Source organism: Pseudomonas sp. GW821-FHT11D10 (assembly GCF_058808435.1).
The window spans coordinates 252,123-264,417 of record NZ_JBXARR010000008.1 but is presented as its reverse complement, the minus strand read 5'-3'; the positions used below and the strand labels follow the sequence as shown (position 1 = coordinate 264,417).

The window sequence follows — 12,295 nt, the reverse complement described above, 5'->3', positions numbered from 1 at the left end:
TCCTTTTTATCGTTATCAAGAATGTGCAAAAGCCCCACCCGGTGGGGTGAGGCTGTTTTGAAGCGTGAACCGCGTAGCGCTTACAGGAAGATGAACTTGGCGATGAAGATCGCGCAGAGCACCCACAGGCTGACGGAGATTTCTTTGTACTTACCGGTGCCGGCCTTCAGCGCGACATAGGTAATGAAGCCCAGCGCGATACCGTCGGCGACCGAGAAGGTCAGCGGCATCATGATCGCGGTGACGATCGCCGGAATGCTGTCGGTCGCTTCGTCCCATTCGATGTGCGCCATGCCGCCCATCATCAGCATCGCTACATAAATCAGCGCGCCGGCGGTGGCATAGGCGGGAATCATGCCGGCCAGCGGTGCAAAGAACATCGCGGCTATAAATAGCACACCCACGGTGACTGCGGTAAGACCAGTCCGACCACCAGCCGCTACACCGGCGGCACTTTCCACGTAACTGGTGACCGGCGGAACACCGACGACCGCGCCGAAAACGCTGGAGGCGGAGTCGGCTTTCATCGCACGGGACAGGTTTTCGATGCGCCCGTCAGCGTTCACCAGGTTGGCGCGCTGGGCGACGCCCATCAGGGTGCCGGCGGTGTCGAACATGTGCACGAATAGGAAGGCCAGCACCACGCTGATCATGCTGACGTTGAACACGCCGGCGACGTTCATGGCCATAAAAGTCGGCGCCAGGCTTGGCGGGGCAGACATGATGCCCTCGTAGTGCACCAGACCAATCCCCCAGCCCGCCAGGGTCACGGTGATGATGCTGATGAGGATCGCGCCGAACACTTTGTGATAGCTGAGGATCGCGATCATCAGGAAGCAGATGGCGGCGAGCAGCGGGCCGGGTTCACGCAGCGAGCCGAGCTTGATCAGGGTGGCCGGGCTATCGACGACGATGCCGGCGGTTTTCAGGCCGATCAGACCGAGGAACAGACCCACGCCGGCGCCCATTGCATAGCGCAGGCTGACCGGGATGCTGTTGAGCAGCCATTCGCGAATCCGCGAAAAGGTCAGGATCATGAACAGCACACCCGAGACGAACACCGCACCGAGCGCGGTTTCCCAGTTGTAGCCCATGGTGCCGACCACGGTGTAGGTGAAGAACGCGTTGAGACCCATGCCCGGCGCGAGGCCCACCGGCCAGTTGGCGTAGAGGCCCATCAACAGGCAGCCCAGCGCAGCGGCGATACAGGTAGCGACGAAGGCTGCACCGTGATCGATCCCGGCATCGGCCATGATGTTCGGGTTGACGAAAATGATGTAGGCCATGGTGATGAAGGTTGTCAGACCGGCAATCAGCTCGGTCTTCACCGTGGTGCCATGCAAGCTGAGTTTAAAGATGCGCTCAAGCAAGCCATTGCGTAACGGCGGCGAGAGTTCCAGCGTCGATGCTTCGGATTTGCGGCTTTCCACAGCGAGTACTCCTCAAGAGTTTTATTGTTATTTCCAGGACCGGACCCATGAGGGGTGGCAGCGGCCCTTTGAGGCATACGCGAATTTGTTGACCATGCGGTCAGGAACTCGCACGCTGTGGATTATGCTTTTGTGTACAAATAAAGCAAATATTGTTTTTGTTTTTGTAGACGAAAATACTGGCGATCAAGCTATATCACTCATTCGGACGATGGGTTCCCAGCGCCAGATTCACCGCCAGCCAGCCGTTTACCGCCGTTTCGCCGGCTTCGGCAAAGACGCGCTCGAGCAATTTCACCTGTTCACGGCGCAGCGCCTGTTCAAGTTTCGCGCCTTCAGCGGTCAGCTCCAGCAGGCGTTTGCGCTTGTCGGTCTCGGACGCCACGCTGTCCACCAGATGCATTTCCTGCAATTGCCGCAACGGCATGTTCAGCGCCTGCTTGCTGACGCCGAGCAGCGCGAGCAATTCCTTGACGCTCAGGTTCGGGTAGCGGGCGATGAAAAACACAATGCGTTGATGCACGCGGGACAAGCCGCGACGCTCGAGCATTTCATCAGCCTTGGCGGTGAACGCCTGGTAACCGAAGAAAAACGCTTCCATGGCTTGTTGCTGGCTGGCGCAGTTTTTAAGGTCAAGCATATTGACGTTTCCAGAGAGGGTGTCGTAATTTCAGTCAACAAGTTTGACTCATTTTTCTCATGCCTCGCTAGCGGTGACTTCCATGGCTTTTTCCGAACGTGTCTCGCGCCTCAAAAGTTCTCTGATCCGTGAAATCCTTGCTGCGGCCCAGCGCCCGGAAGTCATGTCTTTCGCCGGAGGTTTGCCGGCCGAAGCGATGCTGCCGAAAGTTGAATGGGCAGAAATGCCGCTGTCTCTCGGCCAGTACGGCATGAGCGAGGGCGAGCCGGCACTGCGCGAAGCGCTGGCGGCAGAGGCGAGGGCGCTGGGGTTGCCGTGTGAGGCGAGTCAGGTGCTGGTGGTCAGTGGTTCTCAGCAAACCCTCGACCTGGCGGCCAAGCTCTACATCGACAAGGGCACCGAAATCCTGCTCGAAGCACCGACCTATCTGGCGGCCTTGCAGATCTTCCAGCTGTTCGGCGCCGATTGCCTGACCGTGCCGCTGGAGGCTGACGGTCCGAACCTTGCGCAGTTACGTCAGCGTCTCGAGCAGCATCGTCCGGCGTTCATCTATTTGATTCCGACCTTCCAGAACCCGTCCGCCGTGCGCTATAGCGAAGCCAAGCGCGAAGCCGTTGCGGCATTGCTCGACGAATTCGGCGTGACCCTGATCGAAGACGAACCCTATCGCGAGCTGACCTTCGACGGCGGCAGCGCCCAGCCGATTGCCGGACGCCTGAAGAAATCCAGCTGGATCTACACCGGCACCGTGTCGAAAACCCTGTTGCCGGGCCTGCGTGTCGGCTACCTGATCGCCAGCCCGGATCTGTTCCCGCACCTGCTCAGACTCAAGCAGTCGGCGGATCTGCACACCAACCGCATTGGCCAGTGGCAGGCATTGCAGTGGATTGGCAGTGAGAAATATCAGCAGCACTTGAGTGAATTGCGCGGCTTCTACCGTCAGCGCCGCGACGCCTTTCAAGCAGCGCTGGAAACCCATTTCGCCGATCTGGCGGACTGGAACACGCCGCAGGGCGGGCTGTTTTTCTGGCTGACCCTGAAGCAACCGCTGGACACCCGCACGTTGTTGAACACCGCGCTGGCCAACGATGTGGCGTTCATGCCGGGCGAACCGTTCTTCCCCGAGCCGGATCGCAATCCCGGGCATCTGCGCCTGAACTTCAGTCACATCGATCCGGCACGACTGGACGAAGGGCTCAAGCGGCTGGCGGCGGTGGTGCGCCAGGCACAGGCTGCGCAGGCCGCATAAAAAAACCGGCCATCAGGCCGGTTTTTTTGGTTCAGACTGCGGCGAACCGCTTGTTCAGATATTCGATGATCGTGTTGGACTCGTACATCCAGGTGGTCTGGCCGTTCTCTTCGATGCGCAGGCACGGCACTTTGATCTTGCCGCCCTGTTCCAGCAGGGTCTGACGATCCTGCTCGTTGTTTTTCGCATCCTTCAGGGCCACCGGAACGTTCAGGCGGCGCAGGCTGCGGCGGGTCTTCACGCAGAACGGGCAGGCGTGGAACTGATACAGGGTCAGGTCCTTGGCGGCGGCGTCAACCTGAGCCTGGGCAGCGGCGGGGCGCTGTTTCTTGCCCGGGCGGGTCAGGAAATCAACGAAGATGATCAGTTGGCCGAGGCCGACACGAAGCGCTTTGACGAACACGTTACAAGCCTCACAGGGACATTGAAGAAGGCGCGCAGCTTACCCGATTTTTCACGGACGAAAAAAAACCGGCGATCAACGCCGGTTTTTTTGTGTCACGAGTTACTTGATCAAGCTGAGAAACTCGCTGCGGGTCGCCGCGTTTTCGCGGAACTCACCGAGCATCACCGAAGTGATCATCGACGAATTCTGTTTCTCCACACCGCGCATCATCATGCACATGTGCTTGGCCTCGATCACCACGGCCACGCCCAGCGCGCCGGTGACCTGCTGGACCGCATCGGCGATCTGGCGGCTGAGATTTTCCTGGATCTGCAGGCGGCGGGCGTACATGTCGACGATCCGCGCGACCTTCGACAGGCCCAGCACTTTTCCGCTCGGGATATACGCGACGTGGGCCTTGCCGATGAACGGCAGCAGGTGGTGTTCGCACAACGAGTAGAGCTCGATGTCCTTGACCAGCACCATTTCGCTGTTGTCGGAGCTGAACAGGGCACCGTTGGTGACCTCTTCGAGCGTCTGTTCATAACCGCGGCAGAGGTACTGCATGGCTTTGGCGGCACGCTTTGGCGTGTCGAGCAGGCCCTCGCGGGAGACGTCCTCGCCCAGTTGGCCGAGAATCGCGGTGTAATTCTGTTCCAGGGACATGAAACTACCTGTGGGGATTTTCGCAAAGGGCAAGGGTACGGTGGCGGACACGACCCTGCAAGTTCGGTGTGACGGGTTTATTCGTCGCGGCCTTCCATCATGGTGCGTTTGAGCATCACATACACGGCGCCGGCGCCGCCATGTTTCGCCTGGCACGAGCAGAAACCGAGCACCTGCGCGTGCTGGCGCAACCAGGTGTTGACGTGGCTTTTGATCATCGGTCGCTTGCCGTCCAGACGCACAGCCTTGCCGTGGGTGACGCGCACGCAGCGGATTTCGAATTTGGTCGCTTCGGCGAGAAACGCCCAAAGGGTTTCGCGGGCTTTTTCGACGCTCATACCGTGCAGGTCGAGGCTGCCTTCGAACGGGATCTGCCCGACCTTGAGCTTGCGCATCTGGCTTTCCTGCACCCCGTCGCGGGCCCACATCAACTCGTCTTCGGGACCGACGTCGATCACGAACTGATCGGACAGGCCGTCAACGGTAGCGGTGTCGGTGCGCACGGTGGCGGACTGGCGCAGCTTGGCGATCCGGTCACGGTCTGCCTTGGGTTTGCCGGTGTCGGCGCGGTCGTGCTTGATCGGCTTGACGCCTTGGATCGCACTTTTGAACAGGGAAAAATCGTCGTCTTGCATGTCAGCCTCCGCGAAGGGCGGCCAGTTTACCCAAACAGACACAAAACGGCCCGGCAAAAAGCCAGGCCGTCGATCAATCGTGTTTTTTCATCAGGTGCGGGGACATGTTCAGCTCCCGCGATTGCCGTGCGCGACGCCGGCAACGACGCCACAGGGCCACACCGAAATACAGGAACAGCAGGCCGACTGCGAGAATGATCGCCGAGCCGAGCGGTGTTGCATTCAGATCGCCGAGCGCCGGCGGGCGCCCCAGCAGGCTGGCGGCCCCGGCCATCGCCAGCAGCACGCCGAACGTGGCCAGAATGGCCGCGATCGCCGCGCCGAATCGAAATCGCCAGTTGCTTTGGCCTTTGGGCCGCAAGCGGCGTGCGTCAAATCCATCGGATAACTTCATTCCGACCTTCCTCAATGGGTATCGGCCCTTCGACCGGGAGTTGACCGGGTTGTTCCTGAGGCTAGGGTAATTGAAGCAAATGCGAGGTTTTTGCAGATGAGCGGCGGGCTGAGCCGCTCATTTACGGTCGATCAGATCAGATCCTGGGTCAGCGCGAGGGTGGCGAAGTTGTCGGCCATGATCGCCATTTCCGCTTCCTGCACCTGTTCGGCGCTGAGCACGCGGCCCTTGAACGGCAGATCGCGGGTGGCGCAGGCGTCTTCGACCAGTGTGCAGCGGAAACCGAGGTTCTTCGCCGCGCGCACGGTGGTGCTGACGCTGGAGTGGCTCATGAAACCGCAGACGATCAGGTCCAGCGAACCGATGGTTTGCAGACGATCGTAGAGTTCGGTGCCGTGGAAAGCGCTCGGCAGCAGTTTGCCGATGATGGTTTCATCGCCCTGGGGTTCCAGGCCGGGGATGAACTCGCCGCGTTCGCCCTGCGGGTCGAACAGACCGCCGACGGTGCCGAGGTGGCGCACATGCACGATCGGCCGGCCGGCTGCGCGGGCGGCGGCAACCAGTTGTTTGATGTTCGCGACAGCCGCGTCCATGCCGCTCAGGGCCAGCGGGCCGCTGAGGTACTCTTTCTGGGCATCGATGATGACCACGGTGGCATGGCTCAACGTGGCCGCTGCGTAACCGCGACCGCTGAGTTGAAACATCGTTTTTGGAACGGACATTCTGGGGCTCCTTCGGGTGGGGCTTTTGCGACATTGTCCTCTGGCTGAGCGGTTCTGTGAATCGCTACCATCGTAGACACCGTCGTTGCTGGCCTGCAGCCTTGTCAAGTTACACGATCTGTTCAATAGCCGAGGGGAAAATCGGAAGCGTCCTACCGTCGCCCCGGAATCTTTCCTGCGTCGTCGCGGCGCGTTTTGGCTGCTAGAATCGCCAGTCGTTTTTTCTGGAGTTCTGCCCCGTGATCACTTCCCGACTTCGTACCCTGCGCGACCACATCCGTTGGGCCGTCAGCCGCTTCCATGGGGAGGATCTGTTTTTCGGCCATGGCACCGACAATGCCTGGGACGAAGCCCGGCAGCTAGTACTCGGTGCCTTGCACCTGCCATGGGAAATCGCCGACAGCTATCTGGATTGCGCGCTGGAAGACGATGAACTGGTCAATCTTCAGCGCCTGCTCAAGCGCCGCATCGAAGAGCGCATTCCAACCGCTTACCTGCTCGGCGAAGCCTGGTTCTGCGGCATGTCGTTCATCGTCGATGAGCGCGTGCTGATCCCGCGTTCGCCGATTGGCGAGCTGATCGAAAACCGTTTTGCCCCATGGATCGGCGACGACCCCGCGCGCATTCTCGACCTGTGCACCGGCTCCGGCTGCATCGGCATCGCCTGCGCCTACGAGTTCCAGAATGCCGAAGTGGTGCTGGCTGACTTGTCGTTCGAAGCGCTGGAAGTGGCGAATCAGAACATCGAGCGTCATGGCGTCGATGAGCGTGTGTTCACTGTGCAGGGCGATGGTTTCGATGGTCTGCCGGGTCAACGTTTCGACCTGATCGTGTCGAACCCGCCTTACGTCGATGCGGAAGATTTCGCCGACATGCCGGACGAATACCAGCACGAGCCGGAACTGGGCCTGGCCTGCGGCGACGATGGTCTGAACCTGGTACGCCGGATGCTCGCCGAAGCGGCGGATCATCTGACCGAGAAGGGTTTGCTGATTGTCGAGGTGGGCAACAGCCAGGTGCACGTCGAGGCGCTGTACCCGGAAGTCGATTTCGCCTGGCTGGAGTTCGAGCGCGGCGGGCATGGCGTGTTCATGCTGACCGCCGAACAGTGCCGCGCCCATCAGGCACTGTTCGCTTCCCGCGTTTGACTGACGCCGAACGCTGACGGGGCGCCGATCGTTCCCACGCTCTGCGTGGGAATGCAGCCCGGGACGCTCCGCGTCCCATCCGAATCAAACGCGGAGTGTGGGAAAGATCAGTCAGCGGTGCGTTGCAATCCAGATCAGCAACCCGGCCTGAAACACCGCAAACGCCACCAGACAAGTAATGGTGAACCGCAACCCGGCGTCTTCACGTTTGAACTTGCTGACCTTGTCTTCCTGCTTCTTCAGCTTCACTTCCTGCTCGGCCAGATTCTGCTCAGCCTGCTGCAACATCTGCGCGGCTTCAAGAATCTCGACGATCTGCAGCTTTTCGCTGTTCCAGTCGCCCAGCAAATCGCCGACCTGCACTTCCTTGACGCTGCCCTTCAAATGCTGGGCGTCGGCGTAAACCACATCAAAGCCGTGCACCCGCAGAAAGTGATCGCGGCGCAGGCGAGTGTCTTCGTTCAGCGCGTCCTTGTTGTTCAAGTCCATGCCGTCGACGGTGTAGGTGGGCCAGCGTTTTTTCGCCCAGTTGATGCCTTGGGCGGCCATGAAGCGGCCGATGCCACGGTTCATCGGTTCGATCTGCAAACCGCTGTCCGGGCCGAAATGCACGCGTTTGGTCGTGTGATCGACCCACACGTCCAGATGATTCTGTTCTTTGCGCACGCGCTGAGCGGGCAACTTGATCGCCATGCGCATCAGGCTGTGCTCTTTGCCGTTGCGCTCGGCGTAACCGAATTCAACGAAGCGCAGCGGCCGTCCGCCAGTGTTGCGGTCGGTCTGCAACGGCGCCAGGCGGAGCATCTTGTGGTGCTCGACGTGGACATCCGCCCATGGCAGCTCGACCGCTGGCGGTGCGTCTTTTTCAGCGGTGGTGTCGGGTGAAGTCTGGGTATCAGTCATAACGGCGAGATCCTGTCCAAGCTGCTTGCCGCCAGCCAGTACGCTGGCGACAAAGGCTTATCGGCCGTTTTCTACAGGACTAGAGGGTAAAAAGAGCTCAACGGGTGCGAAGTCCGTCAATAAATTCAAGGACGCGTGTCCCCAGTTCCGCCGCCAGCGGCAAATTCGGGTCCTTGTAGGAGGCCAGTTGCCGCTTCACGTCGTTGGGCACGATGCGCAACACGTGGTTCATGCCTTCGATCAGCGCCAGCTGCGCGTCCGGTTTGGCGGCCTTGAGCAATTTCGCATCATCGACCTGAACCTGGATGTCGTTGCTGCCTTGCACGATCAGCGCCGGCATTTTCAGTTGAGCGAAGGCCGCCGCCGGATCCTGACGGAACAGCGAAATCAGGTACGGCTGCACACTCGGACGGAAAATCACCTGCAGCGGCGCCGGCACATTGTCGTCGGTATGCCCGGCCTTGAGGCTGTCGAGCAGTTCGTTGCTGCGCAGCATCAGCGGAGGAGGGAGGCTGCGGGCCAGTTGCCGACGCAGTACCTGATCGATCGGTCGGGCTGTGCCGGAGAGCGAGATGACCGCCGCCGCGTCGACCTTTGGCGCCGCGAGGCTGGCAATCAGCGCGCCTTCGCTGTGGCCGAGCAGGATCAACGGGCCGAAGCGCGGATCGGCTTTCAGCTTCTGACCCCAGGCCACGGCGTCCGCCACATAGGCTTCCACCGACAGGTTTCGCTCGTCCGGGGTTGCCGCCAGGCTGGCAGCCACGCCGCGCTTGTCGAAACGCACGCTGGCAACATTGTGTTTGGCCAGCACCCAGGCCAGTCGCTTGAGGCTGTCATTGCGTCCGCCGTCGGGGTTGTTTCCGTCGCGATCCGTAGGACCCGAGCCAGAAAGGATCAGGACAACCGGCACGGGGCTGTCGGATTTCGGCAGCAACAGCGAGCCGAAAAGTTCGCCATTGTCGGTAGTCAACGTGACCGGTCGTTGCAGGACAGTCGCCTGGACGAAGCCGGTAAACAGGGAAAGGCTCAAGATCAAAACTCGCAGCATCATCACGCCATCATTTGCCAAGGTGCCGGTTGGACTCACCCACACCGCTAAGGTTCGAGGATGAACTACTCGGTTAGCCTGCGTATACTGGCGCGCATCACGAATTTGGGTTCGATTTCACGGAGCGTCCTGCATGTCCGGCAATACCTACGGCAAGCTGTTCACTGTCACCACCGCGGGCGAAAGCCATGGTCCGGCGTTGGTCGCCATTGTCGACGGCTGCCCGCCGGGCCTGGAGATTTCCCTTGAGGACTTGCAACGCGATCTCGACCGTCGCAAGCCGGGCACCAGCCGCCACACCACCCAGCGCCAGGAAGCCGACGAAGTCGAAATACTTTCCGGCGTTTTTGAAGGTCGCACCACCGGTTGCTCCATCGGCCTGCTGATCCGCAACACCGACCAGAAGTCCAAGGACTACTCGGCGATCAAGGACCTGTTCCGCCCGGCCCACGCCGACTACACGTACCACCACAAATACGGCGAGCGCGATTATCGCGGTGGCGGTCGCAGCTCCGCGCGGGAAACCGCCATGCGCGTCGCGGCGGGCGCCATCGCCAAAAAGTACCTGGCCAGCCAGGGCATCGTCATTCGCGGCTACATGAGCCAGCTCGGCCCGATCGAAATCCCGTTCAAGACCTGGGAATCGGTCGAGCAGAACGCCTTCTTCAGCCCGGACCCGGACAAGGTGCCGGAGCTGGAAGCCTACATGGACCAGCTGCGTCGCGATCAGGACTCCGTCGGCGCGAAGATCACCGTGGTCGCCGAAGGTGTGATGCCGGGCCTGGGCGAGCCGATCTTCGACCGTCTCGACGCCGAACTGGCCCACGCGCTGATGAGCATCAACGCGGTCAAAGGCGTGGAAATCGGCGCCGGTTTTGCCTGCGTTGCCCAGCGCGGCACCGAACACCGTGACGAGCTGACCCCGGAAGGTTTCCTCAGCAACAACGCCGGCGGCATCCTCGGCGGGATCTCTTCGGGTCAGCCGATCGTCGCGCACCTGGCGTTGAAGCCGACTTCGAGCATCACCACCCCGGGCCGTTCGATCGACATCGATGGCAACCCGGTCGAAGTGATCACCAAGGGCCGTCACGATCCGTGCGTCGGCATCCGCGCCACGCCGATTGCCGAGGCGATGATGGCCATCGTGCTGATGGACCACCTGCTGCGTCACCGTGGCCAGAACGCCGATGTGCGCGTGAGCACCCCGGTGCTGGGTCAGCTTTGATGGGTGATCTCAAAGCCGCCGCGGTCTGACCGTGGCGGCGCTCCCGTACTGGCGGCTGTCCAGTTTCTATCTGTTCTATTTCGCCTTGCTCGGTTCGACGGCACCGTTTCTGGCGCTGTACTTCGATCACCTCGGATTCAGTGCCGCGCGTATCGGCGAGCTGGTGGCGATCCCGATGCTGATGCGCTGCGTGGCGCCGAACATCTGGGGCTGGCTCGGCGATTACACCGGCAGACGCCTGGCCATCGTGCGCTTCGGCGCGGTGTGTACGCTGCTGACGTTCTCATTGATTTTCGTCAGCAAGACTTACGCCTGGCTAGCGATGGTCATGGCCTTGCACGCGTTCTTCTGGCACGCGGTGCTGCCGCAGTTCGAAGTCATCACCTTGGCGCATTTGCAGGGCCAGACCTCCCGCTACAGCCAGATCCGCCTCTGGGGCTCGATCGGTTTCATCATCACCGTGGTCGCCCTCGGTCGCCTGTTTGAATGGCTCAGCCTCGACATCTACCCGGCGGCGCTGGTGTTGATCATGGCCGGCATCGTCCTCAGCAGTCTGTGGGTGCCGAACGCTCAGCCGCCTCAGGGCAATCGGCCGACGGGCGAAGGCTTTCTCAAGCAGTTGCGCAATCCCGGGGTGTTGGCGTTCTACGGTTGCGTGGCGCTGATGCAGATGAGCCACGGGCCGTATTACACGTTTCTCACTCTGCACCTCGAACGACTGGGCTACAGCCGTGGCGTGATCGGCATGCTCTGGGCGGTCGGCGTGGTGGCGGAAGTGCTGATGTTCATGGCCATGAGCCGGATCCTCGCGCGTTTTTCCCTGCGGCGGGTGCTGATGGCGAGTTTTCTGCTGGCGGCCTTGCGCTGGTTGCTGCTAGGTTCGTTCGCCGAGTTCCTGTGGGTCTTGCTGTTTGCCCAGGTGCTGCACGCGGCGACGTTCGGCAGCTTTCATGCGGCCGCCATCGCGTTCGTGCAACGTAGCTTCGGCGCGCGCCAGCAAGGGCAGGGCCAGGCGTTGTATGCCGCGCTGGCCGGCACCGGTGGTGCGCTTGGCGCGTTGTATTCCGGTTACAGCTGGAATGCCCTGGGCGCGACATTGACCTTTAGTATTGCCAGTCTCGCAGCGCTCGCCGCTGCCGTTATCATTGCCATTCGAATGCAAGAGGACAGGCCATGAGCCTTACCCGTGAACAGCTTGCCCAGCAAATTGTCGACGCCGGGCGTTTTCTTTATGGCCGCGGCTGGTCGCCGGCCACCAGCAGCAATTACTCGACGCGCCTGTCGCCGAGCGAAGCGCTGCTGACCGTGTCCGGCAAGCACAAGGGCCAGTTGGGCCTGGACGACGTGCTCGCCACCGACCTGTCCGGCAACAGCCTGGAACCGGGCAAAAAACCGTCCGCCGAAACCTTGTTGCACACCCAGCTCTACAGCTGGCGTCCGGCGATCGGCGCCGTGTTGCACACCCACTCGGTGAACGCCACGGTGCTGTCGCGCCTGACGCCCGAAGACTTCATCGAGTTCGAAGACTACGAACTGCAAAAAGCCTTCAGCGGCGTTTCGACCCACGAGTCCCGGGTGCGCGTGCCGATCTTCGACAACGATCAGGACATTGCGCGCCTTGCCGCCAAGGTGCAGCCTTGGCTCGACGCCCATCCCGATTGCGTCGGTTATCTGATTCGCGGCCACGGCCTCTACACCTGGGGCGCGCAGATGAGCGATGCGTTGCGCCAGATCGAAGCCTTTGAATTCCTGTTTGAATGCGAGTTGAAGACCCGCAGCGTCATGAACCGCCAAGGCTGACTTCACCAGAACCAGCCCATTTGCCTGATGAATGCAGTGCCCGACCGGTC

At 61.1% G+C, this 12,295-nt stretch carries 14 protein-coding genes; 5 read left to right on the top strand and 9 right to left on the bottom strand.

Going from position 1 to position 12,295, the window contains the following annotated elements; genetic code table 11:
- Positions 1 to 80 precede the first annotated feature (80 nt).
- Both AC1RT4_RS22745 and AC1RT4_RS22740 read right to left on the bottom strand, forming a co-directional pair.
- A complete protein-coding gene (locus tag AC1RT4_RS22745; protein WP_007960018.1) occupies positions 81 to 1,430 on the bottom strand; it encodes an NCS2 family permease in 1,350 nt (449 codons plus the stop codon).
- A gap of 196 nt (positions 1,431 to 1,626) precedes the next feature.
- Positions 1,627 to 2,070, bottom strand: a complete 444-nt coding sequence (locus AC1RT4_RS22740) for a MarR family winged helix-turn-helix transcriptional regulator (RefSeq protein WP_007960013.1) — start codon at positions 2,068 to 2,070, stop codon at positions 1,627 to 1,629.
- 82 nt (positions 2,071 to 2,152) lie between these two features.
- Here AC1RT4_RS22740 and AC1RT4_RS22735 point away from each other — a divergent pair, with 82 nt between their 5' ends.
- Positions 2,153 to 3,319: an aminotransferase-like domain-containing protein gene (locus tag AC1RT4_RS22735; RefSeq protein ID WP_493087997.1), complete on the top strand. Its 1,167-nt coding sequence runs from the start codon at positions 2,153 to 2,155 to the stop codon at positions 3,317 to 3,319.
- A 31-nt stretch (positions 3,320 to 3,350) separates the two neighbouring features.
- Here AC1RT4_RS22735 and AC1RT4_RS22730 read toward each other — a convergent pair whose 3' ends face one another.
- From AC1RT4_RS22730 to AC1RT4_RS22710, 5 genes are all read right to left on the bottom strand, one after another.
- On the bottom strand, positions 3,351 to 3,722 hold the full coding sequence (locus AC1RT4_RS22730; protein WP_007960011.1) for a glutathione S-transferase N-terminal domain-containing protein: 372 nt from the start codon (positions 3,720 to 3,722) through the stop codon (positions 3,351 to 3,353).
- Between the two features lie 102 nt (positions 3,723 to 3,824).
- Positions 3,825 to 4,370 (bottom strand): GTP cyclohydrolase I FolE, encoded by a 546-nt coding sequence (folE, locus tag AC1RT4_RS22725; RefSeq protein WP_003204506.1) that lies wholly within the window; start codon positions 4,368 to 4,370, stop codon positions 3,825 to 3,827.
- A gap of 77 nt (positions 4,371 to 4,447) precedes the next feature.
- Entirely contained in the window at positions 4,448 to 5,005 is a 558-nt protein-coding gene (locus AC1RT4_RS22720; RefSeq protein ID WP_007960010.1) for a Smr/MutS family protein, read from the bottom strand.
- Between the two features lie 73 nt (positions 5,006 to 5,078).
- A complete protein-coding gene (locus AC1RT4_RS22715) occupies positions 5,079 to 5,399 on the bottom strand; it encodes a hypothetical protein (RefSeq protein WP_007960009.1) in 321 nt (106 codons plus the stop codon).
- Positions 5,400 to 5,530: 131 nt separating this feature from the next.
- Positions 5,531 to 6,121: a cysteine hydrolase family protein gene (locus AC1RT4_RS22710; protein ID WP_011333204.1), complete on the bottom strand. Its 591-nt coding sequence runs from the start codon at positions 6,119 to 6,121 to the stop codon at positions 5,531 to 5,533.
- 239 nt (positions 6,122 to 6,360) lie between these two features.
- Here AC1RT4_RS22710 and prmB point away from each other — a divergent pair, with 239 nt between their 5' ends.
- Positions 6,361 to 7,269 carry a 50S ribosomal protein L3 N(5)-glutamine methyltransferase gene (prmB, locus tag AC1RT4_RS22705; protein ID WP_493087994.1) on the top strand — a complete coding sequence of 303 codons (909 nt, stop codon included), beginning with the start codon at positions 6,361 to 6,363 and terminating at the stop codon, positions 7,267 to 7,269.
- A 111-nt stretch (positions 7,270 to 7,380) separates the two neighbouring features.
- Here prmB and AC1RT4_RS22700 read toward each other — a convergent pair whose 3' ends face one another.
- Positions 7,381 to 8,172 carry a hypothetical protein gene (locus tag AC1RT4_RS22700; RefSeq protein ID WP_007960006.1) on the bottom strand — a complete coding sequence of 264 codons (792 nt, stop codon included), beginning with the start codon at positions 8,170 to 8,172 and terminating at the stop codon, positions 7,381 to 7,383.
- Positions 8,173 to 8,269: 97 nt separating this feature from the next.
- Complete coding sequence (locus tag AC1RT4_RS22695; protein WP_085608804.1) at positions 8,270 to 9,223, bottom strand: alpha/beta hydrolase; 954 nt, start codon at positions 9,221 to 9,223, stop codon at positions 8,270 to 8,272.
- A 130-nt stretch (positions 9,224 to 9,353) separates the two neighbouring features.
- On the opposite strand from AC1RT4_RS22695, the gene aroC reads away from it, so the two are divergent.
- Genes aroC through AC1RT4_RS22680 form a run of 3 tightly spaced genes read left to right on the top strand, consistent with a single transcriptional unit; the run spans position 9,354 to position 12,245 of the window.
- Complete coding sequence (gene aroC, locus AC1RT4_RS22690; protein ID WP_102718276.1) at positions 9,354 to 10,445, top strand: chorismate synthase; 1,092 nt, start codon at positions 9,354 to 9,356, stop codon at positions 10,443 to 10,445.
- A 31-nt stretch (positions 10,446 to 10,476) separates the two neighbouring features.
- Positions 10,477 to 11,622, top strand: a complete 1,146-nt coding sequence (locus AC1RT4_RS22685; protein ID WP_011333208.1) for an MFS transporter — start codon at positions 10,477 to 10,479, stop codon at positions 11,620 to 11,622.
- Positions 11,619 to 12,245 (top strand): methylthioribulose 1-phosphate dehydratase, encoded by a 627-nt coding sequence (locus AC1RT4_RS22680; RefSeq protein WP_493087990.1) that lies wholly within the window; start codon positions 11,619 to 11,621, stop codon positions 12,243 to 12,245. The genes AC1RT4_RS22685 and AC1RT4_RS22680 overlap by 4 nt, the downstream gene beginning before the upstream one ends.
- The last annotated feature ends 50 nt before the right edge of the window (positions 12,246 to 12,295 follow it).

Coding starts and splice junctions, on each gene's coding strand:
- AC1RT4_RS22740 (WP_007960013.1), bottom strand. CDS start 2,070: ATGCTTGACCTTAAAAACTGCGCCAGCCAGCAACAAGCCATGGAAGCG.
- AC1RT4_RS22735 (WP_493087997.1), top strand. CDS start 2,153: ATGGCTTTTTCCGAACGTGTCTCGCGCCTCAAAAGTTCTCTGATCCGT.
- folE (WP_003204506.1), bottom strand. CDS start 4,370: ATGTCCCTGGAACAGAATTACACCGCGATTCTCGGCCAACTGGGCGAG.
- AC1RT4_RS22720 (WP_007960010.1), bottom strand. CDS start 5,005: ATGCAAGACGACGATTTTTCCCTGTTCAAAAGTGCGATCCAAGGCGTC.
- AC1RT4_RS22715 (WP_007960009.1), bottom strand. CDS start 5,399: ATGAAGTTATCCGATGGATTTGACGCACGCCGCTTGCGGCCCAAAGGC.
- AC1RT4_RS22710 (WP_011333204.1), bottom strand. CDS start 6,121: ATGTCCGTTCCAAAAACGATGTTTCAACTCAGCGGTCGCGGTTACGCA.
- AC1RT4_RS22700 (WP_007960006.1), bottom strand. CDS start 8,172: ATGACTGATACCCAGACTTCACCCGACACCACCGCTGAAAAAGACGCA.
- AC1RT4_RS22695 (WP_085608804.1), bottom strand. CDS start 9,223: ATGATGCTGCGAGTTTTGATCTTGAGCCTTTCCCTGTTTACCGGCTTC.
- aroC (WP_102718276.1), top strand. CDS start 9,354: ATGTCCGGCAATACCTACGGCAAGCTGTTCACTGTCACCACCGCGGGC.
- AC1RT4_RS22680 (WP_493087990.1), top strand. CDS start 11,619: ATGAGCCTTACCCGTGAACAGCTTGCCCAGCAAATTGTCGACGCCGGG.